Origin of the sequence: Variovorax sp. KBW07, from assembly GCF_003852515.1 — a bacterium.
Lineage (GTDB): Bacteria > Pseudomonadota > Gammaproteobacteria > Burkholderiales > Burkholderiaceae_C > Variovorax.
Window position 1 is genome coordinate 1 of the sequence record NZ_QAJK01000060.1, and the last position, 22,595, is coordinate 22,595.

The window sequence follows — 22,595 nt, forward strand, 5'->3', positions numbered from 1 at the left end:
GCCAAAGAATGACCCCGCACCCCAGCAGCGCGCAACACAACACAAGAGCACAACCAAGCAACCGAAACGAACAAGCCCATGCAGCTGAACGGAATCCACCACGTAGCCATCATCTGCGCCGACTACGCGGCATCGAAGCGCTTCTACACCGAGGTCCTGGGTCTTCGCGTCGTCGCTTAAAACTACCGCGCCGCACGCGACTCGTACAAGCTCGACCTCGCCGTGCCCGATGGCTCGCAGATCGAACTCTTCTCCTTTCCCGATGCGCCCTCGCGCCCCACGCGGCCCGAAGCACAAGGCCTGCGTCATCTGTCCTTCGAAGTGCATGACGTTCAAGCCGCAGCCGACGAACTCGCTGCACAAGGCATTGCGGTCGAGCCGCTGCGCACCGACGAGTTCACCGGCCGGCGCTTCACCTTCTTCACCGATCCCGATGGCTTGCCGCTGGAACTCTACGAAGCCGCTCCAGCAGGCGATCTTCATGCGTTGCTCATGAAACTCGAAGGCGACCTTCATCTTCAGGACGTGCGGGCGAGCGCGTCGCGGCTCGAGGAAATACTCGAAGACGACTTCCAGGAAATTGGCATCTCCGGCATCGTCTGGACCCGGCCCGCGATCGTCGAGGCGCTGCGCGACGAAGCTTTTTCGGAACGCACGATGTCGGACTTTCGTGTGCAGCGAATGGCGTCCGATGTGGCGCTGGTTACTTACCGCGTACACCGCGAGGCCACGGCGGAACGGCCGTCCGCGGATTCGCTGCGCAGTTCGCTGTGGCGACAACGGGGTGGCCGCTGGCGCATGGCGTTTCACCAGGGCACGCCGCTTTGATTTGACGGTCTGACGCGGCCCGCTGCTGCGCAGGCCAATGCTGCTGGCTGCTATCCGACTTCGCCGAACGCCACGCTCACGCGCAACCCCGTCGGCTCCGCGGCCTCCAACCGCAGCTCCGCGCCCAGCAGCTCGGCATAGCGCGACACGATCGACAAGCCCAGGCCCGAGCCCTGCCCCAGCTTTTCGCCGGCGGGGCCCTGGGCCCATCGCTGCATCAGGTCGCGCTGCGCTTCGAGCGGAATGCCGGGGCCGTCGTCGATCACGCTCAGTGTCTGGCCCGCCAGTTCGACCGTGATGGTGCGGCCGCCATAGCGCAGCGCGTTGTCGATCAGGTTGTCGAGAATGCCTTCCACCAGCGCTTCGTTGGCATGCACCACCACGGGGTCGTCGAGGCCACGCGCGCCCAGGTCGACGCCACGCGCATCGGCGCGCGCCAGGTGACGCAGCACCGTCTGCTCGGCCAGCACGTCGAGCCGCACCGGCACGCGCTCGAGGCCTGTACGGGCCTCTTCGGCGAGTGCCAGCGCCAGCAGCTGGTCGATCAGGTGGCTCGCGCGCGACTGGCGCTCGGACACGCGTTCGAGCTGCTCGCGCCATACCTTGGCGTCGTGCTGGGCCAGGCCGTATTCGGCCAGCGCGCGAATGCCGGCAAGCGGCGTGCGCAGTTCGTGCGCCACGTTGCCGACGAACTCGCGCTGCGCCTGCAGGCTCTGCCCGAGCCGGTCGAACAGCGCATTGACCGCATTGCCCAGGCGCTGCAGTTCGCGCGAGGTCTGGGCCACGGCCACCGGCGAAAGGTCGCGCACGTCGCGCCGGTCGAGGGCGCGCTGCAGCTCGGCCAGTGGCCGCAAATCGCTGCGGATGCCGTACCAGAGCCACACGGCGAGCAGCACCAGCAAAAGGATCTGCGGTGCCAGCGCATAGCCGAGCAATTGCCGCACCAGTGCCGTGCGGCTCAGCGTGGTCTGCGCCACCACCACGCGGTACGGCATGCTGATGTCGGGTTCGGCATCGTGCTCGAGCACCACGGCGCGCAGCACGCTGCCTTCGTATTCCACGTCGGAAAAGCGATAGCGCGAACCGTCCACCGGCAGCGGCGCCTGCAGGCCGGGCTGGCCCGAGATCAGGCTGCCATCGAGCCGCTGCACCGCGAAGTACACCTTGTCGACCTGGTCGAAGAGCACGGTGGCCACTTCGCGCGGCGTCAGCAGCAGCTCGATGCCGCGCTCTCCCGCCTGCACGTTGGCCGACAGCGCATAGGCATCGTCGAGCATGCCGCGGTCGAAGGCCTGTTCGGAGAAGTAGTTGGCAATGACCAGCGCGATGACGGCGCCGACCATCCACGTGAGCGCCAATGGCACCAGCACGTTGCGCAGCACGCGCCGCGTGAGCGAAGGCGCCGGGCGCAGCGCCTCGGGCTGCTTGTCCTGGGTCGGCTCGATCGGCTCGGTCACGCGCGGATCAGACCTCGGCTTCGAGCAGGTAGCCGATGCCGCGCAGCGTGCGGATGCTTGCGCCGGTGCCCTGCAGCTTCTTGCGCAGGCGCGAGATGAAGGCTTCGAGCGCGTTGTCGCCCAGCGACTCGTCGAAGCTGGAGAGCTTGTCGGACAGCGCGCGCTTGCTCACCGTGCGGCCCGGCGGGCTCATCAGCTCCCACAGCACCTCGAACTCGCGCGCCGGCAGATCGAGCGGCCCGCTCGCCGTGGAAAAGCGCCGCGCCTTGCGGTCGAGCTTGAGCTGGCCCAGCAGCACGATGTCTTCGGTGCCCTTGGCGCGGCGCACCAGCGCGCGCAGGCGGGCTTCGACCTCGGCCAGGTCGAAGGGCTTGCCCAGGTAGTCGTCGGCGCCGGCATCGAGGCCCGCGATGCGTTCCTCGGTGCGGCCGCGCGCGGTGAGCACCAGCACCGGCGTGCGGTCGCCGCGTGCGCGGGCCTGCCGCAACGCGGTGAGGCCGCTGGCCAGGCCGCTGGTGGGGCTGGCGGTGGCCGGCAGGTTGAGGTCGAGCAGCACCGCATCGAAGGGCTGCACGCGCCAGAGATGGTCGGCATCCTCCACGTTGGTGGACACATCGACGCGGTGGCCGGCATCGGCGAGGCTTCGCAGCATCACATCGCGCAGTACGGCGTCATCTTCGACAAGCAGAATTCGCATGGTGTTTGAGTGTTTGGGGTAATCTGCCCTAGCGAAGGACGGGTCAGCAGCCGGTCAGTCGCTCCAAGCGATAAACGCAACATGAGCATACGACAGCAATATGAAACACGGGCCATTTTCATGGCCGACGCGACACGATGAGTGCGCGTGAACCCTCCGATCAGTTGAGCCTCGTGCCACCGCAGGTGCAACGCACCGCGGTGGTCCTGCTGCATGGTTTATGCAGCACGCCTGACGAGTTGCTGACCGTGCAATCGGCGCTGCGCAGCCGCGGCTACCCGGTTCACCCGCTGTCGATCGAAGGCTACTCGTTCGATACCAACGCGCCGCTGCAGCACGCCGCCCCCTACGAGCGCTGGATCGACATCATCCAGGCGCAGGTGAAGGCGCTGCGCACACAGCACGACCGCGTGATGCTGGTCGGCATTTCGGCCGGTTCGTCGCTGGCGCTGGGCGCGGCCATCCGCTGCGGCAAGGACGTCGACGCGCTGGTGCTCATGTCGACCACCCTGCGCTTCGACGGCTGGGCCATTCCGCGCACGCAGTTCCTGCTGCCACTGGCCTTCTACACGCCGCTGGGCCGCTTCTGGCAATACCGCGAACGCCCGCCCTATGGCGTGAAGAACGAACGCGTGCGGGCCTGGATCGAGCGCGAGCTGCGCCACCGCAAGGTCTCGCGCGCGGGCAGCTCGGTCATCGGCGTGGGCCACCTGCGCGAGCACGACCGGCTGATCCGCCACGTGCGGCGCCACCTGAACAGCGTGCAGTGCGACAACGTGCTGGCACTGCATGCCCAACAAGACGAGGTGGCGAGCGTCGCCAACCTCGACATCCTGGCGCGCGGGCTTCGTTGCCGCGCATTCCGCACCGTGGTGGTGGCCAACAGCTATCACATGATCACGATCGACAACGATCGTCAACAGGTTGTGCGCGAAACAGTGTCGTTTGCGGATGCGGTGGCGCATGGCACGATGCCGGAGCATCCCCTGTACGCATGACCCCGCCTGAACACGTCTGAAAGGACACCATTTCCATGTCTTCTTCCGATTCCACTTCGCCCACCTTCAACAGCATCGCGACGATTCTGGAGACCGACTTCAAGGTCGAGCGCTCGGCCATCTCGCCGGCCACCGCGCTGTCCGACCTCGGCCTCGATTCGCTCGCGCTGATGGAATTCGTCTTCGCCGTCGAAGACGCCTTCCACCTGCGCATTCCCGAAGACCGCCTCGATCCGCGCGAAGCCGGCATCACGCTGCAACGCCTGTGCGAAGTGATCGACGCGGAGAGCAGCGGCGCTGCGGCCGCGCCCGCGGCGCAAACCAACGAAGCCCACGCATGAGCAGCGGAGCCGCCCACGCCATGCTTGCCGCCTCGGCCGCGGGCGTCGCTTCCGCGCCGGTTCGCGTGAGCGGCCTCGGTTTCATCACGCCCATCGGCCGCACCGTCGAAGCCTTCGACGACGCCCTGTTCGCGGGCCGCTCGGCCGTGCGCGCACAGACGCTCGAGATCAAGGGCATGGACCCGATGCGGCTCGCCGTTGCCGCCTGCGACTTCGAATCGGATGGCGTGCGCAGCACCTCGCGCCTGCCGCTCGATCGCGGCACCGCCATGGCGCTGGCCGCCGCGCAAGACGCCGCGGCCGAAGCCAAGCTCGACCTGGACACCATCGACCGCGACCGCCTGGGCATCTTCTGGGGCAGCGGCCTGGCCGGTGCCGGCAGCTTCGACAACACCACCAGCGCGCTCTACGGCGAGCAGCGCCGCATGCGCCCGACCACCGTGCTCACCGTGATGCCCAACGCCGCCGTGGCGGAGCTGGCATTGCACTTCGGCGCGCGCGGCTCGGCCATTGCCTACGCCTGTGCCTGCGCCTCTTCGGCCGTGGCCATCGGCGAGGCCATGCGCGCCATTCGCGGCGGCTGGATCGACGTGGCCATCGTCGGTGGCCACGACGCCATGCTCACGCCCGGCGTGATGGCCAGCTGGCACGCCATGCGCGTGATGGCGCCGCCGCCGGCCGATGCACCGTCGTCGGCCTGCCGCCCCTTCTCGGGCGACCGCGCGGGCTTTGCCATCGGCGAAGGCGCGGCCGCGCTGGTGCTCGAATCGCCGGCGCACGCACTGGCGCGCGGCGCCGATACCGCGCCCTTCGTGCTCGCGGGCTACGCCACCAATTGCGACGGCACGCACATCACCAACCCCGACGCCGGCGGCCAGGTGCGCGCCATGCGCGCCGCCCTGCGCGACGCGGGCATCGAGGCCTCTGACATCGGCCACATCAACGCGCACGGCACGGCCACGTCGGCCGGCGATGCCGCCGAAGCCGCATCGATCCGCGAAGTGTTCGGCAAGGGCGCACCGGTGAGCGCCACCAAGGCCATCCACGGCCACGTGCTCGGCGGCGGTGGCGCCATCGAGCTGATTGCGACGCTGCGCGCGCTGGCACGCGAGAGCCTGCCGCCCATCGCGAACCTGCAGACAGCCGATGCGGCTTTCGATCTCGACTTCGTGCAAGGCGAGGCGCGCGAGGCCAAGGGCATCCGTTATGCGCTGTCCAATTCTTTCGCTTTTGGCGGCACCAACGCGGTCATCGTGGCCGGTCGCGCGTCCGATCGCTGAAGATTCGCTGAAGACTTCCTGAAAAATCGACACGGTGCACCGGCTGGTCGTTTTCATCGTGCCCGTGTTCGCGCTGCTCATGGCGTGCGAGTTCGCATGGGGCTGGCTGAAGCGGCGCAACACCTACCGCTTCAACGACACGCTCGGCAGCCTGAGCCAGGGCATGCTGAGCCAGGCGCTTGCCGTGTGCACGCAGCTTTTCCAGATCGGCCTGTACGCGATGGTCTACCCGGCCGTCGCCCTGTGGACGCGGCCCAGCTTCTGGGACAGCGCCATGGGCTGGATCGCCGCGGTGCTGCTGTTCGACTTCTTCGACTACTGGCTGCACCGCGCGGGACATGAGTCGGCCGTGTTCTGGGCCGCGCACTCGGTGCACCACCAGAGCCAGCACTTCAACTTTTCGACCGCGCTGCGGCAAGAGAGCACCGTGGCCTTCCTGGGCTGGGCCTTCTACCTGCCGATGGCCGTGGTCGGCGTGCCGCCGGAGCAGTTCGGCCTGGCGGGGCTGATCGTGCTGGTCTACCAGTTCTGGATCCACACCGAGCACGTCGGCAAGCTCGGCTGGTTCGACCGCGTGTTCTCGTCGCCTTCCAACCACCGCGTACACCACGCCGTGAACGATGGCTACGTCGACCGCAACTACGGCGGCATGCTGGTGGTATGGGACCGCCTGTTCGGTACCTTCGCGGAAGAAAGCGAACGCTGCGTCTACGGCACGCGCAAGGCGCTCGCCAGCTTCGACCCGCTGCACGCGATCTTCGGACCCTATGCACCGCTGCTGCGCGACAGCTGGTACACACGGCGCTGGCGCGACAAGCTCGCGGTGTGGTTCAAGCCACCGGGCTGGCGCCCGGCCGACGTGGCGGCGCGGTTTCCCGAGCCCGCGTTCTCGCTCGAAGACGCAAAGCAACTGCACGACCCGGCGCTGACCCGTGCGCAGGTCGTGTCGGCCGCGCTGCACTTCGCCGCCTGGGTCGGCGTGACGCTGGCCTTCCTGTGGAATGCCGACGATCTTTCGCAGCGGGCCGGCCTGCTGTTGCTGGCGCTTTCGGCCGGCGGGTTCTGGGCGATCGGCACGGTGCTGGATTCGCGCATCCGGCTGCGATGGGCCTGGTGCGCGCAAGCGGCATTGCTGGCGTTGTCGGCGGTACTGCTGGCCTGAGCCGGTAGCTTCTTCACGGCACGCGCGGGCCTCGCTATGCTCGGCGCTCCAAAGCTTTCAGGCTCCCCACATGCGCAGGCTGGCCACCCCTGAAGACATCGACACCGTCTTCACCCTCTACATGCACGAAAAGGTCGTGCCCTACCTGGGCTACGACCCGATGCCGCTCGAAGACTTTCGCGCCATCTACCAGGAACTGCTCGACGGTGGCAGCTTCTACATCTTCGAGCGCGACGGACGCATCGCCGGCTTCTATCGCGCCACGCGCTATCCGGGCCGCGTGCACCACGTGGCCAGCCTCGGCACGCTCGCGGTCGACCCGGCGCTGCATGGCCAGGGCATTGCGCTGGCCATGGTGACCGAGGCCATCGACGCGCTGAAAGCGGCCGGCGTGCGGCGCATCGAGCTCATCGTCGAAAGCGACAACGCGCCAGCGCTGCGCTTCTACGAAAAGCTGGGCTTCGAGCGCGAAGGCACGCTGCGCAAGTTCTACAAGCGGGCCGGTGCCGCGGAAGCCATCGACGACCACATGATGGCGCTGCTGGTCGACTGAAAAAATCGATGCGAAGCGGCTCGCTCCGCATCGCCGCCTTCAGAGCGTTCAGGCCTTCCAGCGCCGCAGCAGCAACGCATTCGCCATCACGCTCACGCTCGACAGCGCCATGGCCGCGCCGGCGACCACCGGGCTCAGCAAGCCGAAGGCGGCGAGCGGAATGCCGGCCACGTTGTAGGCAAAGGCCCAGAACAGGTTCTGCCGGATCTTCGCCACGGTGCGGGCCGACAGCTCGAAGGCCTGGGCCACCAGCGCAAGGTCGCCGCGCATCAGCGTGATGCCGGCCGCTTCCATCGCCACGTCGGTGCCGCCGCCCGAAGGCGCCATCGCGATGCCGACGTCGGCCGCAGCCAGCGCGGGAGCATCGTTCGCGCCATCGCCGACCATCGCGACCACGTGCCCGTTCTTTCGCAAGGCACTCACCTGCTCGGCCTTGTCGGCCGGCAGCACGTCGGCGCGCACGTCCTCGGCCGGAATGCCCAGGCGCGCCGCCATGGCCTGCGCCGCGCGCAGGTTGTCGCCCGAGATCATCACCACGCGCAGGCCGCGCGCACGCAGCGTGCGAATCGCTTCGGCCGCCTGAGGCTTGGGTTCGTCGGCGAAGGCCAGCAGCGCCTGCGCATGGGCCGCGCCGTTTTCGTCGAAACGCAGCAGTGCCGAGACCGTCGCGCCCTGCGCCTGCAGGCCCTCGACATCGGCGGCCTCGGGCATCGCGCCGAGTTCGCCGCACCAGCGCAGGCTGGCGATGGCCCAGGTGGCGCCATCGACTTCACCGCGCACGCCGCGCCCCGGCATGGCCTGCATCGCAGCGAGCGGTGGCGCCTGCAGGCCGCGCTCGGCCGCGGCATTCAGCACCGCCTTGGCCAGCGGGTGTTCGCTGCCGCCTTGCAGGCTGGCAGCCGTTGCCAGCAACTGGTCTTCGGTGGCATCGCTGCCCGCCACCCTCACGAGGGCCGTGAGCACGGGGCGGCCCAGGGTCAGCGTGCCGGTCTTGTCGAACGCCACGGTGTCGACGCGGTGCGCAATTTCCAGTGCACGCGCATCCTTGATGAGAATGCCGTGCTTGGCCGCCACGCCGGTCCCGGCCATCACCGCCACCGGCGTCGCCAGGCCCAGTGCACACGGACAGGCGATGACCAGCACCGCCACCGCGTGGATCAACGCCGTCTCGATGCCGGCGCCCGCCATCAGCCAGCCGGCCAGCGTGAGCAGCGCGATCACCAGCACCACGGGCACGAACACCGCCGCCACCTTGTCCACCAATCGCTGGATCGGCGCCTTGGCGGCCTGCGCGTCTTCGACCAGCCGGATGATGCGCGCGAGCACGCTCTCGGCGCCGACCGCGCTCACCTCGATGACCATGCGGCCGTCGCCGTTCACCGCACCGCCCGTCAACGCATCTCCGGGGCCCTTGGCCACCGGCAGCGGCTCGCCGGTGAGCATCGATTCATCGACCTCGGATTGCCCTTCGATCACGCGCGCATCCGCCGGCACACGTTCGCCGGGGCGCACCGCGAGCCGGTCGCCGACCATCACTTCGGCCAGCGGCACATCGCTTTCCTTGCCGCGCAAACCGACCAGGTGCGCCACTTCGGGCCGCAGCTGCTGCAGCGCACGAATGGCCGAGGTGGCCTGCCGCTTGGCACGCGCCTCCAGCCACTTGCCGAGCAGCACCAGCGTGATCACCACCGCCGAGGCCTCGAAGTACAGGTGCGGCACCATGCCGTGGCCCGCATGCTCGCCGGTGGTTGCACGCCACCACAGCCACAGCGACAAGCCGAAGGCCGCGCTGGTGCCAAGTGCCACCAGCAGGTCCATGTTGCCGGTGCGGGCCTTGGCCGCATGCCAGCCCGCGCGGTAGAAACGCGCGCCCAGCCAGAACTGCACCGGCGTGGCCAGCAGCAATTGCACCCAGGGGGGAAGCATCCAGTCTTGTCCAATCAGGTCACCGAGCATCGGTGCCATGAGCGGAATCGACAGCGCCAGGCCCACGGCCACCGGGCCGAAGCCGTGCCAGGGCGACAGCGCCGCGGCCTCGTCGGCCGCATTGCTTGCCGCGCGCGGCTCATAGCCGGCGGCACGCACGGCGCGGCGCAGGCGCACATCCATGTCGTCGCTGCCGGTTGCCGCTGTGGTCACGCGGGCCGACTCGGTCGCGAGGTTGACGCTGACGTCCTGGACGCCCGGCACGTTCTTGAGTGCGCGTTCGACGCGCATCACGCACGAAGCGCAGGTCATGCCGCCGACCGAGAAGTCCAGCGTGGCGGTGGCCGCCGAAGAGGGTTGCTGCTGCAGGTTTTCCATGTGCCAAGGCTAAAGCCTCACACCATGGCAAGGTCAAGCCTTGAAAAAAGTGTCCCTTTGCTGGACATTGACATCGTGGGAAAGTTCAAACTGATGCCTTGCCTCGAACGGTTCGAGGACCACTCATTCATTCATTCATTCATTCATCCATCCCAAGAAGGAGCCACGACGATGAGCCAGAAATTCCAGGTCACGGGCATGAGCTGCGGCCACTGCGTGAACGCGGTGCAGAACGCGGTGCAAACGGTCGATCCCGAAGCACAGGTCACGGTCGACCTCGAAACCGGCCACGTCGACGTGCTGAGCGAACAGCCGCGCAAGGACATCGTGGCCGCGATCGAGAACGCGGGCTACGCCGTTCAATGACGGGCATTGCGGCCACGGCCGGCCGGCAGGTCGCCATCGGCGAGGCCGCGCGCTTGTCGGGCGTGTCGGCGCGCATGGTCCGGCACTACGAAGGGCTGGGCCTGCTGCCGGCGGTGGCACGCACCGAGAGCGGCTATCGGCAGTACAACGACGCCGACGTCCACACGCTGCGCTTCATCAAGCGCTCACGCGACCTGGGTTTCTCGATGGAAGAAATCGCGGAGCTGGTCGGGCTGTGGCACAACCGCCGCCGCACCAGCGCCAGCGTGAAGCGCGTGGCCGAAAAGCACCTGGGTGAACTGGAGCAGCGCATTGCGGACATGCAGTCGATGCGCAACACGCTGGCCCATCTGGTTCACTGTTGCCACGGGGACGCGAGGCCGGACTGCCCGATCCTCGATGACCTGAGCAAGGTCTAGCGGGGCACGATCAGGCGCCGCGCACCAGCGAAAGAATTTTCCCCGCATCCAGCGTGCGGGCCTTCTCCTGGATCTGCGGCAGGTACTGCGTCTGCAAGCCCTGCCCTTCCTTCACGACACCCGAGAAGGCTTCTTTCAGCATCTGCGTCGACAGCGTGCGGCCGCCGGCGTAGTAGCGCTTGGCAACGTGGCCCAGCGCGTAGGTCGACGCGAAGCTCATGCCCGAGCTCACGGCCTGGTTGCCCAGCCCGCGCAGCAAGCCGCCGCCCACCTTGCCCAGCAGTCCGCCGAGCAGCTTGCGCCCGGCCTGTTCCAGGTACTGCGAGGTCAGGCCCACGCCGACCGTCGCCAGGAAGTCCTTGATGTGCCCGCTGTCGAGCTGGTAGCCGTGCGCCTGGCCGATGCGATACACCAGCTTCATCTGCAGCGGAATGATCGCCATGGTCGACAGCGTCTCGGGCAGCAACTCGAGGGCGCCGTTGAGGATGGCCGCGTTGAGGATCGACTTGTCGAGCTCGGCGCTGTCGGGCGCATTGGCGACGGCTGCCGCCGTGGCACCCGCGGCCGTGGCCGTTCCCACCGCCGCGCCCACCGGCACGGCCGCGATTTCTTCCGCCCGCGCCACGAACCCGGCCGCCGACGACGCGTCCAGCCCGAGCGAGGTGCGCACGTCCATCAGGAACATGCGCTCGGCTTCCGACTGCGTGCCGTCGGCATCGCACACGCACACCGCCATTTCATAGGCCAGCTGCCGCGACTCGGTGCTCTTCAGCTCCCCTGCCACCGACGCCAGCGACACGCGCTTCATGAGCACGTCCTGGTAGAGCGTCGGCAGGTTCAGGCCGTCGGCTTGCGAGAGGCCTTCGGCGATGCGCTTGATCTCCGCGCGCTCGCGTTCGTGCTTTTCGCCGTCGACGAAAGCCGCCAGCAGGCTCAGGGTCACGATGGCAGTTGTTTCTGAAGGTGTCATGTTCGCGCTTTTCGTCATAAGGAAGGACGAAGTTCGGTTGCCGGGCCGCCCGAAGGTTCCTTCGAACGGTTCTCCCCACAAAACTGGGGCAACTCTGTGGATAACCCCGGCACTGCTGTGTAGGGGCGTTGCAAGTCATTGATCTACAAGGGAAATCTACAGTCTGCTCAAATTTTGGGCACTGGGTTTCTTTGCCCGAAAACCGTCTTTCGCAGATTTTCCAGGGGGTGTCAAAGGACAACTCTGGGGACAGTTTTTGCACAAGCCATCGGTTATCCACAGCGCCGGCGGGTTACCCAATGTTGTTCATTTGCCGGGTACACCTTGGAAGCGCGGCTGCGCACAGTGACGCAGGCATGACAACTCCTTGTCGCATAACGAAAAAAGTGCCCTGTCCACAGAAGAGGCCAACCCTTATCTACTACTACTAATTTGAATAAGAAGAATAAGAAATAGGGAACAGGGAAAGCGCCGCGCCAAAAAAAAAGCCGCGAAAGGCCGCGCCGGTCTCCGGCGCCCCGGGCAAAAAACCGGCCGGCCCTGGTCCGTTCCGACTTTCCCGCGCCGTTTCCCGTCATTCCCCACCCTTCCCCGCCCGTATTTCGCGGCTTCCCCTCGCTAACATCCGTGGGATGAGCTTCAAACCCCGGATCCTGATTGCCGAAGACGAATCGGGCATCGCCGACACGCTGCAGTACGTCCTGAAAAGCGACGGATTCACCCCGGTCTGGTGCGCCACGGCCGAAGAAGCCATTGCGCAGTTCGCGCAGGAACCGCCGGCGCTGGCCATCCTGGACATCGGATTGCCCGACCTGAACGGTTTCGAGCTCTTCAAGCGCCTCCAGGCGCTGAACCAGTCGATGGGCGGCCCGGAGGTACCCATGGTCTTCCTGACGGCCCGCAGCGACGAAATAGACCGCGTGGTGGGCCTGGAACTGGGCGCCGACGACTACATTGCCAAGCCGTTTTCGCCGCGCGAGCTGGTCGCTCGCGTCAGGACCATCCTGCGGCGAAGCGCGAGAAACGGCGCAGGAGCCTCGCCAGTGACTGCTACGCCGAACCATGGGGTACCCCATCAAAACGCGCCTGTGGCGTCGCCAGCGGCGCCACAGGCCCCCGCAATGCCCTTTTCGCTCGACAACGAGCGGATGCAAATCCGGTATTACGGACGGCTGCTCGAACTCTCGCGCTACGAATACGGCCTGCTGCGGCTGCTGGTGCAGCGCCCCGGCCGCGTGTTCACGCGCGACGAATTGCTCGAAATGGTCTGGGACGACGCCAGCGACAGCTTCGACCGCACGGTCGATGCGCACATCAAGACCCTGCGCGCCAAGCTCAAGGCCGTCGCGCCCGATGTGGAGCCGATCCGCACGCTGCGCGGCACCGGCTACGCGCTGAACGAAGAACTTCCCTCCAAGGCATGAGACAGGGCCCGGCCTGCCTTTTCGTGGAATACCGCGGAACCGGCTTTGCCGGGCCGCTGGTATTGCCCCCGGCGAGGGGGCTGGAGGCCACACCAAGTGGGCAAGCCTGGGGGAGAACCAGGGCGTGACCCGACGCACGCGGATCTTCATCGGCATCCTGCTGATCTACACGGCGGGCATTGCCTTCCTGCTGTACCGCGTGGTGGCGGACATCGATCCGCGCTACCGCGAATCGGCCGAGGAGTCGCTGGTCGAAACCTCGCAGCTCGTGGCCAGCCTGGTCGAGCAGGACGTGATTGCCGGCGCCATCAACACCGCGCGGCTCGAGCCGCTGTTCCGCACGGTCTATGCGCGCGAGTTCTCGGCGCAGATCTACAACCTGCACAAGAACCGCGTCGAGCTGCGCGTGTACGTCACCGACCGCAACGGCCGCGTGATGTTCGACTCGCTCGGTCGGCACCTGGGCGCCGACTATTCGCGGTGGAGCGACGTCAGCCGCACGCTCGACGGCCAGTACGGCGCGCGCACTTCGCGCGACGTCGATGGCGATCCGCTCACCTCGGTCATGTACGTCGGCGCGCCGATCCGCTGGAACAACGAAATCGTCGGCATGGTCAGCGTCGGCAAGCCGGTGCAGAGCTTCGGCCAGTTCGTGCAGGACGCGCGGGCCCGCACGCTGTGGGTCGGCGTGGGCTCTGGCCTGGCGCTGTTGCTGCTCGCGGTGATCGTGTCGGTGTGGCTAGTACGACCCTTCGGATTGATTTCGGACTACTGGCGCTGGGCGCGCGCGCAGCGCACCCTGAGCCTGTCGCGCATGGCGCGCCGCGCGGTCGATGCGGTGCGCACCGGCTTCAGCGAAATGCGCGATGCGCTCACCGGCCGCAACTACGTGGCCGACTACGTGCAGACCTTCACGCACGAAGTGAAGAGTCCGCTGTCGGCCATTCGCGGCGCGGCCGAGTTGTTGCAGGAGCCGTCGATGCCGCATGCGGAGCGCGAACGATTCCTGAAGAACATCGAACGCGAAACCCAGCGCATCCAGGAAATCGTCGACCGCATGATGGAGCTGACGGCACTCGAAACGCGGCGCACGCTGGACCGCACCGAGCCGGTGTCGCTGGCTTCGCTGATCGACGACATCGCCATCAGCGCGCAGCCCGCCGCGGCCAAGCGCAACATCCGGCTGCTGGTGAACATTCGCGACGAAGCCCACACCGAAGGCGACCCGTTCCTGCTGCGCCGCGCCATCAGCAACCTGCTGGACAACGCGCTCGATTTTTCGCCGCGCGACAGCGAGATATTGCTCACGCTGGAAACGACTTCAAAGCTGGCCCGCGTGAGCGTGCGCGACCACGGCCCGGGCATCCCGGAGTACGCGCAGGAAAAAGTTTTTCAGAAGTTCTATTCGCTCGCGCGGCCGCACAGCCAGAAGAAAAGCACGGGGCTGGGGCTCGCGTTCGTGAAGGAGATCGCGGCGTTGCACCGTGGCCGCATCGAGCTGGGCAATGCGTCGCGCGGCGGCGCGGTGGCCACGCTCACGCTGCCGCTGCTGCCTTCGTCACATCACTGAGGTGGCGGGACGGGGAGGCCCGAGGATATCGGGACTGCGGGACTTCAGGAACCGGTCAGCGCCCGATAAGCCTCGCGCGTCTCGGGGCTGACGGCGTCCAGCAGTTGCTCGTACGAGGTCTGGTGGCGCGCCAGCATGCGGGCCGATGCCACGGTCTTCGACTTGCAATACCAGTGGCAGGTGTGCTGCATCAGGAACAGTTCGGCCGACATGGTGAAGGCCTTCGATTTGGCGGAGCGCTGCGCTTCGTTCTTCATCACGCCGGCAATGCCGCGCGCATGAATGGCCAGCGCCTGGCGCAGGTCGAAGGTCGCGGCCGGGAACAGCTTGTGCGCGAAGGGAATGGCCACCGGCAGCTTGCTCACGCGGGTGTCGGCTTCGGGCGTGCGCGCGAATTCGGCGGCAAAGCTGTTGAACTGGGCCGAGAGTTTTTCCTCGGTGGAATCGAGCAGGCTCCAGATCTGCTGCCGGCGCTCGGGGTCGTCTTCGCCGAGGCAGCGCAGGTAGCCCGAAGTCAGGCTCTCCATGAGCTTCTCGATCTGGTAGCGGCCCAGGTGGGTGCCCAGCAGCGCGATGCGCTGGCGCTGGTCTCTGGACTTGAGGATGTAGGCGCCGGCGGCGATCAACGCCACCAGGGTGAGGATTTCCATGAATGCGTGGGGGAGAGAAAAAAGAAGAAGCGGGAGGCAGTACCGAGTGTAGGCACCGCAACCCGCTTCCGCTTTTTTGTATTGCGCCGCCCGCCGCTACCTGAAGATGTCCAGGATGCGGTTGCGTTCTTCGGGTGGCGGTGGTGCGCCGATGGGGGCACCGGTGAGTTCTTCCACCGGTGGTGGCACGGCCTCGGCATTTTCAAGGCCCAGGCTCGCCACGTTGTGGCCCGGCGTGAAGTCGTCGAAGTACCACTCGCCGTCGACGTTGACCACGCCCGGCGGTTCGGCCGGCTGGGTCACGGGCACGCCCTGCAGCGCGGTCTGCATGTAGCCGATCCAGATCGGCAGGCTCAGGCTGCCGCCGGTTTCGCCGCGCACGCCAAGCTGGCGCGGCGTGTCGTAGCCGATCCAGGCAATGCCGACCATGGTCGGCTGGAAGCCCGCGAACCAGGTGTCGAAGGAGTCGTTGGTGGTGCCGGTCTTGCCGTAGAGGTCGTCGCGCTTCAGGGCCTGGTGGGCCTTGAAGCCGGTGCCGCTCTTCACCACGCTTTGCAGCAGCGAATCCATGATGAAGGCGTTGCGCTGCGGAATGGCGCGGCGCGTTTCGTCGAGCACGGGCGCCTCGGTTTCCATGATGACCTTGTCCTTCATGTCGGTGACGCGCGTGACCAGGTACGGATTGACGCGGTAGCCGCCATTGGCGAACACCGAGTAGCCCACCGCCATCTGCATCGGCGTGACCGAGCCGGCGCCCAGGCCCATCGGCAGGTTGGCGGGGTGCTTGTCCTTGTCGAAGCCGAACTTGGTGACCCAGTCTTGCGCGTAGGGTGCACCGATCGACTGCAGCACGCGCAGCGTGACGAGGTTCTTCGATTTCATCAGCGCGGTGCGCAGCGGCATCGGGCCTTCGTAGGTGCCTTCGAAATTCTTCGGCTCCCACGGCTGGCCGCCGTTGGCGCTGGCGTCGAAATGCAGCGGCGCGTCGTTGACGATGGTCGACGGCGAGAAGCCCTTTTCGAGCGCGGCCGAATAGATGAAGGGCTTGAAGCTCGAGCCCGGCTGGCGCCAGGCCTGCGTGACGTGGTTGAACTTGTTCTTGCCGAAATCGAAACCGCCGACCAGTGCCTTGATGGCGCCGGTGCGCGGGTCCATGCCGATGAAGGCGCCTTCCACTTCCGGCAACTGCGTGATCTCCCAGGTGTTCTTCGGCGTCTTCGCCACGCGGATCACCGCGCCGCGGCGGATCTTGATGTTCGGCGGCGCCTTGGCGGCCAGGCCCGACTGCGCGGGCTTCAAGCCTTCGCCGGTGATCTGGATGGTTTCGCCGTTGGCGCGCACGGCGCTGATTTCCTTTGCATTGGCATCGAGCACCACGGCCGCGATCACGTCGCCGTTGTCGGGGTGTTCGGCCAGCGCGTCGTCCACGGCTTCATCGACTTCCTTCTGCTCGGTCGGCAGGTCGACGAACTTCTCGGGACCGCGATAGACCTGGCGGCGCTCGTAATCCATGATGCCCTTGCGCAGCGACTTGTAGGCCGCAGCCTGGTCGGCCGCCACCAGCGAGGTGTAGACCTTCAGGCCGCTGGTATAGATGCTGTCGCCGTACTGCGCGTACATCATCTGGCGCACGGTTTCGGCCACGTACTCCGCATGCAGGCGGTTCGGGTCGGCGGCATCGCGCAGGTGCAGTTCTTCTTTCTTGGCGGCGGCGGCCTGCTCGGCGGTGATGAAGCCGGTTTCCTGCATGCGGTCGATCACATACAGCTGGCGCGCCCGCGCACGGCGCGGGTTGGCCACCGGGTTGTTGGCACCGGGCGCCTTCGGCAGGCCGGCCAGCATCGCGGCTTCGGCGGTGGTGACGTTCTGCAGCGGCTTGCCGAAGTAGGCCTCGGAGGCGGCGGCAAAACCGTAGGCGCGGTTGCCCAGGTAGATCTGGTTCAGGTAGATCTCCAGGATCTGGTCCTTGGTGAGCTGCTGTTCGAGCCGCAGCGCCAGCAATATCTCGTAGGTCTTGCGGCTCAGCGTGCGCTCGGAGCTCAGGTACACGTTGCGCGCCACCTGCATGGTGATGGTCGAGGCACCCTGCTTGCGTCCGCCCTTCAGGCTGGCCACGGCCGCACGCAGAAAGCCCTTGTAGTCGACGCCGCCGTGGTCGTAGAAGCGCGCGTCTTCCACTGCCAGCACGGCGTCTTTCATGACCTTCGGAATGTTGGCGAAGGGCGTGAGGTTGCGGCGCTCTTCGCCGAACTCACCGATCAGCTGGCCTTCGGCCGAGTACACGCGCAGCGGCAGCTTGGGCCGGTAGTCGGACAGCTCCGACACGTCGGGCAGCTTCGGGTAGATGGCCACCACGGCCACGATGGCGGCGACGATCACCACCAGCGCGCCGGCGCCCGTGGCGATGGCGCCCCACCCCGCGAGGCGTTTCCAGCGGCGGTTGGGGTCGCCGTCGCCGTCTGGCGCGGGGCCGTTGCCGCCGGCGTGGTCGGCGTCGTCGGGCGTTGGAGGGGTAGGACTTTTGGGCATAGGAAAGACTGTCTAGCGAAAGGATTGGAGCCGCCGCGCGTTGCCGCGTTCCAGCATCGAGAGGTCTAGTGCGCCGCGCTGCGCGGCCTGCTGCGCGCAATGCATGGCGTCGAAATACTTGTCGTGGTCGAAGGCGATCAGCAGCAGGTTCACACCGGCGTTCAGCGAACGCACGGTGGCATTGCACAGGCCGTGGTTGTAGGCCGCGCCCATCGTGAGGTCGTCGGTGACGAGCAGGCCCTGGTAGCCCCATTCGCCCCGAATCACCTGCTGCACGATTTTGCGCGAGAAAGAAGCCGGAGAGTCCGCATCGAGTTCCGCAAGGATCACATGCCCCAGCATGATGGCTGCGTCAGATTGTTTCGACACTTCTTGAAATGGTTTCCAGTCATGTGTTGCAAGCCGGGCGACCGGCGTGCGCAGCGTGGCGGCGAAGTGATGGGTGTCTTCGGTCACGCCGGCGAGACCCGGAAAGTGCTTCAGCGTGCCTCGCACGCCAGCCGATTCAAGGCCTTTTTCATAAGCGAGCGCTACCTGCGCGGTCAGCACGGGGTCGGCCGAGATGGCGCGTTCGTCGATGCGGGTGTGAAGGTCCCAGCGGCCCGGTGCGCGGCCGGGGCGCAGGTCGACCACCGGACTGAAATTGAGCGTGATGCCCAGCGCCGCAAGCGCCCTGCCCTGTTGTGCGCCGTAGGCATGGGCGCGTTCGGCCGGCAGGTCGGCGTCGAGCAGCGTGGCCAGCGCCGGCTGGCGTTCGACCAGTGGGGAAAGGCGCGACACAGCGCCGCCCTCCTGGTCGGTCGCGACCACCAGCGGCGGCAGGCCGGTTTCGCGGCGCAGGGCCTGCAGCTCGGCGATTTCTTCGCGCAGTTCGGCGGCGGTGCGGCCCCGCACGTTGCGCCCGGTCACGAAGATTCCGCCGATCAGTCCCTTGCGCGCCAGTTCGCGCAGATTTTTCGCATCGTCGTAGCCGACGATGAAGTGGGCGCCGAGCGCCTGCGCCAGCGGACCCGATGCGGCGTTCACCTGGGCCCGGTGCTGGACCGAAGCGGCTTCGTTGCACAGCGCCGTCAGCAGCGCACCGAAGGCCAGCCCCAGCGCCACGGGACGCACCCAGCCCCGTGCCAGCCGCCATGCGAGCGCGATGCCGATGGCCAGCGCGCCGAGCAGCAGCGGCAGCTCCCAGGCGCGCATGAAGCGCAGGTGCGGGTCTTTCAGGTGCCAGGCCCAGAACCACAGCGTGGCCAGGGCCAGCCAGCCCATTGCGCCGCCGATGACCCGCAGCAGTTTCATGCCGCTTGCGTGGCCGCATCGCCGCGACGCGACAGCGCATACCAGTCGACCTTGCGCGTGACCAGCATCAGCGTGGCCAGCATGCCGAAGATCAGCAGCGCGCCGAGCAGCAGCGCATTGCTTTCCGAAGCGAGCAGCCCGTAGAGCGCGCCGTAAAGCAACGCCACGAAAGCACCGAACGACAGGCCGCGTCGCCAGCCGCCGAGCACCGCGCTGAAGTACACGGCCAGCAACGCGACGCTGGCCGTGGCCGCGCCCGCATAGGCCATCCAGAAGGCGAACTTTTCAGACAGCGCGAGCAGCAGCAGGAAGAACAGCGCAATCGACAGGCCGACCAGGCCGTACTGGATCGGGTGCAGGCGCAGCTTGCGGAACAGTTCGAACATGAAGGCGGCCATCAGCACCAGGCCGATGAAAAGCATGCCGTACTTGCCGGCACGCGTGCTCATCGAATAGACGTTGATCGGCTGCGCGAGCGACACGTCGAAGGTTTGCAGCGGGCCCAGGTTGCGGCGCGCTGCACCGGCGGGCTGGGTGGCGGGCTGAGCAACGGCCTGGGCATCGCTGTCGGGATCGAAGCCGCGCCCGGCGAGCCCCGCGCGCACCTGCTCGCGCGCCGTGGTCACCAGCGAGGACACGCGCCAGTGCGCGTCGAAGCCGCCCGGCGTCACGCGGCGTTCCGACGCGAGGAAACGGCCGCCGAAGCTGGGGTGCGCCCAGGGCGAGCTCAGGTGTGCCGTGGTTTCCTCGGCAATGGGCGCGATGGCCAGCGTGTCCTGCCCGACCAGGCCCAGCGTCATCTCGAAGGGCAGCGCGGTACCGGCCTGCCATGCCGCGAGCGCGGCGCCGGTCACCGGGGCGTGGATGCCGTTGGCGAACCAGGCGTCGTCGGCAATGCCCGGCACGCGCTGCCTGAAGCGCAGCGCCTCGCCGTTCATCGCCAGCGCCGGCGAGCCGTCGAGGCCGCGCAGGTCGCTCACGTTGAAAGCGATGAAAGGCGCCTTCAGCTCGATCGTCGAATCGGTTTCGCTGTGCGCCACGGCCTTGGGATCGAAGGCCGCGTAGCCGCCGGTCAGCGTGGCGTTGAGCGTGTAGAACGGAATCTTGAAGATGCCGCGGTAGCGCTCCTGCGGCGCCATGGTGCCCTTGATGTGCAGCTTGTCGGGAAACACCACGTGGGCCATTTCCTTGCTGCGCGGCTCCTGGCCGATCAGCTTGCCCTGCGCGTCGCGCAGCGGTTCGGTCCAGCGCTCCACATACGGCACCAGCAGCAGCGGGCCGACCATGGTCTGGCGGCCGGCGTAGGTGGCCGCGAGTTCCTGTGCCGCCTCGCGCTGGCTTTCGCCGCGCCCGCGGTTGATCGAGTCGATCTCGGCCAGCGGAATGCACAGCAGCAACACCAGGAAGAACAGGCCGGCCACCTTGACCAGCATCGAGCCCTGAAGGGCGCGCAGGAACTGAAGCATTTTTTCTCTCCTCGTCTGTAGCGATGCGGCGATGCTCGGCGCCCGACCCGAAGGCCGTGTGAAGCACCCGCGCCGCTTCACTTCACACAGACTTCACACAGCGGGCATTCGCGGGTTGCGACTTCAAGGAGCCTTCCTACTGGCTTCTCCTGCGCTGCCGACAGTCGGGGCTGTGCAAGTTCGCACGGACAAGGACCCCCGCCATGGATGCCCACACCACCCCACGCCCCGGCCGCTGGCTCTGGCTCGCCACCGTGAGCCTGGCGACCGCGGGCTTCATCGCATTGGGCGTGCGCCCGCTGCATGCGCAGGAAGCGCCCGCCGGCCCGCGCCTGAAGACCGAGAGCCCGTATTTCTTCGTCAAGAGCGACGACCCTTCGGTCGACCGCCTGCCGCTCAAGGGCACCGAGGTGTCGGTGAAGATTTCGGGCGTGATCGCCGACGTGACGGTCACGCAGACCTACCGCAACGAAGGCCAGCGCGCCATCGAGGCGAAGTACGTGTTTCCCGGCTCGGCCAAGGCGGCGGTGAGCGGCCTGAACGTGCGGCTGGCCGACCGGCTGATCACCGCGCAGATCCGCGAGAAGCAGCAGGCGCGGATCGAATACGACACCGCCAAGAAAGAAGGCAAGACCGCCGCATTGCTCGAGCAGCACCTGCCGAACGTGTTCCAGATGAACGTCGCGAACATCATGCCGGGCGACGACGTAAAGGTGGAGCTGCGCTACACCGAGCTGCTGGTGCCGCAATCGGGCAACTACGAATTCGTGTTCCCGACCGTGGTCGGCCCGCGCTACAACAGCCCGCAATCGTCGAACGCACAGGCCAGGTGGGTCGCGCAACCCACGCTGGCGGCCGGCGCGGTGCCCAACACCAGCTTCAAGCTCAAGGCCACCATCGACACGCCGATGGGCCTGAAGGAAATCCGCTCGGCCACGCACGCCATCGACGTGAAGAAGAGCGATGAAGACCAGCACGCCGACATCGTGCTCGCAGCCGATGGCCGCCCCGCCGACAACCGCGACTTCGTGCTCGACTACCGCCTGGCCGGCGAGAAGATCGAATCGGGCCTGATGCTCTACAAGGGGCAAGGCCAAAATTTGGATGGAAGCGCCGAGAACTTCTTCCTGGCCATGGTGGAGCCGCCCAAGGCCGTGGCTGCCAGCGCCATTTCGCCGCGCGACTACATCTTCGTGGTCGACATCTCGGGCTCGATGCACGGCTTTCCGCTGGACACCGCCAGGACCGTGCTCGAACGGCTGATCGGCGGGCTGCGCCCCAGCGACACCTTCAACGTGCTGCTGTTCTCGGGCAGCAACAAGATGCTGTCGCCGAAGTCGGTGCCGGCCACGCGCGCCAACATCGAGCAGGCCCTGGCCACCATCAAGAACTACAGCGGCAGCGGCAGCACCGAGCTGATTCCGGCGCTCAAGCGTGTCTACGCCGAGCCGAAGGAAGAGAACGTGTCGCGCACCGTGGTGGTGGTGACCGACGGCTACGTGACGGTGGAGCGCGAGGCTTTCGAGCTGGTGCGCAACAACCTGTCGAAGGCCAATGTGTTTGCCTTCGGCATCGGCTCCTCGGTGAACCGCAGCCTGATGGAGGGCATTGCGCGTGCCGGCATGGGCGAGCCTTTCATCATCACCGACCCGGTACAGGCGCCGGAGCAGGCGGCGCGCTTTCGCCGCATGGTCGAGTCGCCGGTGCTCACCAGCGTGAGGGCCACCTTCGGCGGCCTCGACGTGTACGACGTGGAGCCGCAGGCCCTGCCCGACGTGCTGGGCGAACGCCCGGTGATCGTGTTCGGCAAGTGGCGTGGTGAAGCCAAGGGCCGCGTGATCATCGAAGGCCAGGGCGCCAGCGGCCCGTACCGCCAGGAAGTGCGCATCAACGAGCGCACCCGGCAGGACACGGCCGCGCTGCGCACGCTGTGGGCCCGCCACCGCATCCAGGCGCTGAGCGACCAGGAAACGCTGGAAGGCGGCACCGCATTCAAGGAACGCATCACCGAGCTGGGCCTGAAGTACAGCCTGCTCACGCAGTACACGAGCTTCATTGCGGTCGACAAGGTGGTGCGCAACCTGGCGCCGCAGAACAGGGTGGACGTGAACCAGCCGCTGCCGATGCCGCAAGGCGTGAGCGACATGGCCGTCGCGGAATTGGGGGCCGAAGTGCCGAGCACGCCGGAACCCGAAACGCTGGGCGCCATTGCCGTGGTGCTGTCGATGCTGGCCATGTTGCGCCGCCGTGCGCGCCGCAACGACGCGCGCCGCTTCACGTCCTGAATC

19 protein-coding genes and 1 pseudogene are annotated in these 22,595 nt (G+C 67.0%); 12 read left to right on the plus strand and 8 right to left on the minus strand.

What is annotated here, in order from left to right; genetic code table 11:
* Nucleotides 1-78: 78 nt before the first annotated feature.
* Both DBV14_RS33875 and DBV14_RS33880 read left to right on the plus strand, forming a co-directional pair.
* Nucleotides 79-462 (plus strand): annotated as a pseudogene (locus DBV14_RS33875) (VOC family protein); the annotation flags it as partial.
* A gap of 30 nt (nucleotides 463-492) precedes the next feature.
* Complete coding sequence (locus DBV14_RS33880) at nucleotides 493-828, plus strand: DUF4440 domain-containing protein (protein ID WP_260397026.1); 336 nt, start codon at nucleotides 493-495, stop codon at nucleotides 826-828.
* Nucleotides 829-878: 50 nt separating this feature from the next.
* Here DBV14_RS33880 and DBV14_RS13815 read toward each other — a convergent pair whose 3' ends face one another.
* Complete coding sequence (locus DBV14_RS13815; RefSeq protein ID WP_260397022.1) at nucleotides 879-2,285, minus strand: sensor histidine kinase; 1,407 nt, start codon at nucleotides 2,283-2,285, stop codon at nucleotides 879-881.
* A gap of 7 nt (nucleotides 2,286-2,292) precedes the next feature.
* Nucleotides 2,293-2,982, minus strand: a complete 690-nt coding sequence (locus tag DBV14_RS13820) for a response regulator transcription factor (protein ID WP_124459747.1) — start codon at nucleotides 2,980-2,982, stop codon at nucleotides 2,293-2,295.
* A gap of 137 nt (nucleotides 2,983-3,119) precedes the next feature.
* Here DBV14_RS13820 and DBV14_RS13825 point away from each other — a divergent pair, with 137 nt between their 5' ends.
* The 5 genes from DBV14_RS13825 to DBV14_RS13845 all read left to right on the plus strand — a co-directional run bounded on the left by DBV14_RS13825 (nucleotide 3,120) and on the right by DBV14_RS13845 (nucleotide 7,316).
* A complete protein-coding gene (locus tag DBV14_RS13825) occupies nucleotides 3,120-3,980 on the plus strand; it encodes a carboxylesterase (protein WP_124459748.1) in 861 nt (286 codons plus the stop codon).
* A gap of 35 nt (nucleotides 3,981-4,015) precedes the next feature.
* Entirely contained in the window at nucleotides 4,016-4,321 is a 306-nt protein-coding gene (locus DBV14_RS13830; protein WP_124459749.1) for an acyl carrier protein, read from the plus strand.
* Nucleotides 4,318-5,601, plus strand: coding sequence for a beta-ketoacyl synthase (locus DBV14_RS13835; RefSeq protein ID WP_124459750.1), 1,284 nt, complete (start codon nucleotides 4,318-4,320; stop codon nucleotides 5,599-5,601). The genes DBV14_RS13830 and DBV14_RS13835 overlap by 4 nt, the downstream gene beginning before the upstream one ends.
* A gap of 34 nt (nucleotides 5,602-5,635) precedes the next feature.
* Complete coding sequence (locus DBV14_RS13840) at nucleotides 5,636-6,763, plus strand: sterol desaturase family protein (protein WP_124459751.1); 1,128 nt, start codon at nucleotides 5,636-5,638, stop codon at nucleotides 6,761-6,763.
* A 70-nt stretch (nucleotides 6,764-6,833) separates the two neighbouring features.
* Nucleotides 6,834-7,316 carry a GNAT family N-acetyltransferase gene (locus DBV14_RS13845; RefSeq protein WP_124459752.1) on the plus strand — a complete coding sequence of 161 codons (483 nt, stop codon included), beginning with the start codon at nucleotides 6,834-6,836 and terminating at the stop codon, nucleotides 7,314-7,316.
* Nucleotides 7,317-7,364: 48 nt separating this feature from the next.
* On the opposite strand, the gene DBV14_RS13850 is transcribed toward DBV14_RS13845, so the two are convergent.
* On the minus strand, nucleotides 7,365-9,620 hold the full coding sequence (locus DBV14_RS13850) for a cation-translocating P-type ATPase (protein ID WP_124459753.1): 2,256 nt from the start codon (nucleotides 9,618-9,620) through the stop codon (nucleotides 7,365-7,367).
* Nucleotides 9,621-9,791: 171 nt separating this feature from the next.
* Between DBV14_RS13850 and DBV14_RS13855 the strand changes: the two genes are divergently transcribed.
* Entirely contained in the window at nucleotides 9,792-9,986 is a 195-nt protein-coding gene (locus DBV14_RS13855; protein WP_019653627.1) for a heavy-metal-associated domain-containing protein, read from the plus strand.
* The gene (gene cueR / locus DBV14_RS13860) at nucleotides 9,983-10,405 is read left to right on the plus strand and encodes a Cu(I)-responsive transcriptional regulator (RefSeq protein ID WP_124459754.1); all 423 of its coding nucleotides are present in this window, start codon (nucleotides 9,983-9,985) and stop codon (nucleotides 10,403-10,405) included. The genes DBV14_RS13855 and cueR overlap by 4 nt, the downstream gene beginning before the upstream one ends.
* Nucleotides 10,406-10,415: 10 nt before the next feature.
* Here the strand turns inward: cueR and DBV14_RS13865 are convergent, their stop codons facing one another.
* A complete protein-coding gene (locus DBV14_RS13865) occupies nucleotides 10,416-11,375 on the minus strand; it encodes a YcjF family protein (RefSeq protein ID WP_124459755.1) in 960 nt (319 codons plus the stop codon).
* A 632-nt stretch (nucleotides 11,376-12,007) separates the two neighbouring features.
* Here DBV14_RS13865 and creB point away from each other — a divergent pair.
* Nucleotides 12,008-12,799 carry a two-component system response regulator CreB gene (gene creB / locus DBV14_RS13870; protein WP_124459756.1) on the plus strand — a complete coding sequence of 264 codons (792 nt, stop codon included), beginning with the start codon at nucleotides 12,008-12,010 and terminating at the stop codon, nucleotides 12,797-12,799.
* A gap of 124 nt (nucleotides 12,800-12,923) precedes the next feature.
* Nucleotides 12,924-14,369 carry a two-component system sensor histidine kinase CreC gene (gene creC, locus DBV14_RS13875; RefSeq protein WP_124459757.1) on the plus strand — a complete coding sequence of 482 codons (1,446 nt, stop codon included), beginning with the start codon at nucleotides 12,924-12,926 and terminating at the stop codon, nucleotides 14,367-14,369.
* Nucleotides 14,370-14,413: 44 nt separating this feature from the next.
* On the opposite strand, the gene DBV14_RS13880 is transcribed toward creC, so the two are convergent.
* From DBV14_RS13880 to creD, 4 genes are all read right to left on the minus strand, one after another.
* Nucleotides 14,414-15,019, minus strand: a complete 606-nt coding sequence (locus DBV14_RS13880) for a hypothetical protein (RefSeq protein WP_124459758.1) — start codon at nucleotides 15,017-15,019, stop codon at nucleotides 14,414-14,416.
* 96 nt (nucleotides 15,020-15,115) lie between these two features.
* A complete protein-coding gene (locus tag DBV14_RS13885; protein ID WP_124459759.1) occupies nucleotides 15,116-17,548 on the minus strand; it encodes a penicillin-binding protein 1A in 2,433 nt (810 codons plus the stop codon).
* 12 nt (nucleotides 17,549-17,560) lie between these two features.
* On the minus strand, nucleotides 17,561-18,841 hold the full coding sequence (locus tag DBV14_RS13890; protein ID WP_124459760.1) for a glycoside hydrolase family 3 N-terminal domain-containing protein: 1,281 nt from the start codon (nucleotides 18,839-18,841) through the stop codon (nucleotides 17,561-17,563).
* On the minus strand, nucleotides 18,838-20,307 hold the full coding sequence (gene creD, locus DBV14_RS13895) for a cell envelope integrity protein CreD (RefSeq protein WP_124459761.1): 1,470 nt from the start codon (nucleotides 20,305-20,307) through the stop codon (nucleotides 18,838-18,840). Before creD ends, DBV14_RS13890 begins: the two co-directional genes overlap by 4 nt.
* A gap of 203 nt (nucleotides 20,308-20,510) precedes the next feature.
* Here creD and DBV14_RS13900 point away from each other — a divergent pair, with 203 nt between their 5' ends.
* Nucleotides 20,511-22,592 (plus strand): VIT and VWA domain-containing protein, encoded by a 2,082-nt coding sequence (locus DBV14_RS13900; RefSeq protein ID WP_124459762.1) that lies wholly within the window; start codon nucleotides 20,511-20,513, stop codon nucleotides 22,590-22,592.
* Nucleotides 22,593-22,595: the final 3 nt, after the last annotated feature.

Excerpts from the sequence above, each read along its gene's own strand:
- DBV14_RS33880 (WP_260397026.1), top strand. The coding sequence starts at position 493 with ATGAAACTCGAAGGCGACCTTCATCTTCAGGACGTGCGGGCGAGCGCG.
- DBV14_RS13820 (WP_124459747.1), bottom strand. The coding sequence starts at position 2,982 with ATGCGAATTCTGCTTGTCGAAGATGACGCCGTACTGCGCGATGTGATG.
- DBV14_RS13825 (WP_124459748.1), top strand. The coding sequence starts at position 3,120 with ATGAGTGCGCGTGAACCCTCCGATCAGTTGAGCCTCGTGCCACCGCAG.
- DBV14_RS13830 (WP_124459749.1), top strand. The coding sequence starts at position 4,016 with ATGTCTTCTTCCGATTCCACTTCGCCCACCTTCAACAGCATCGCGACG.
- DBV14_RS13835 (WP_124459750.1), top strand. The coding sequence starts at position 4,318 with ATGAGCAGCGGAGCCGCCCACGCCATGCTTGCCGCCTCGGCCGCGGGC.
- DBV14_RS13845 (WP_124459752.1), top strand. The coding sequence starts at position 6,834 with ATGCGCAGGCTGGCCACCCCTGAAGACATCGACACCGTCTTCACCCTC.
- DBV14_RS13850 (WP_124459753.1), bottom strand. The coding sequence starts at position 9,620 with ATGGAAAACCTGCAGCAGCAACCCTCTTCGGCGGCCACCGCCACGCTG.
- DBV14_RS13855 (WP_019653627.1), top strand. The coding sequence starts at position 9,792 with ATGAGCCAGAAATTCCAGGTCACGGGCATGAGCTGCGGCCACTGCGTG.
- cueR (WP_124459754.1), top strand. The coding sequence starts at position 9,983 with ATGACGGGCATTGCGGCCACGGCCGGCCGGCAGGTCGCCATCGGCGAG.
- DBV14_RS13865 (WP_124459755.1), bottom strand. The coding sequence starts at position 11,375 with ATGACACCTTCAGAAACAACTGCCATCGTGACCCTGAGCCTGCTGGCG.
- creB (WP_124459756.1), top strand. The coding sequence starts at position 12,008 with ATGAGCTTCAAACCCCGGATCCTGATTGCCGAAGACGAATCGGGCATC.
- DBV14_RS13880 (WP_124459758.1), bottom strand. The coding sequence starts at position 15,019 with ATGGAAATCCTCACCCTGGTGGCGTTGATCGCCGCCGGCGCCTACATC.
- DBV14_RS13885 (WP_124459759.1), bottom strand. The coding sequence starts at position 17,548 with ATGCCCAAAAGTCCTACCCCTCCAACGCCCGACGACGCCGACCACGCC.
- DBV14_RS13890 (WP_124459760.1), bottom strand. The coding sequence starts at position 18,841 with ATGAAACTGCTGCGGGTCATCGGCGGCGCAATGGGCTGGCTGGCCCTG.
- creD (WP_124459761.1), bottom strand. The coding sequence starts at position 20,307 with ATGCTTCAGTTCCTGCGCGCCCTTCAGGGCTCGATGCTGGTCAAGGTG.
- DBV14_RS13900 (WP_124459762.1), top strand. The coding sequence starts at position 20,511 with ATGGATGCCCACACCACCCCACGCCCCGGCCGCTGGCTCTGGCTCGCC.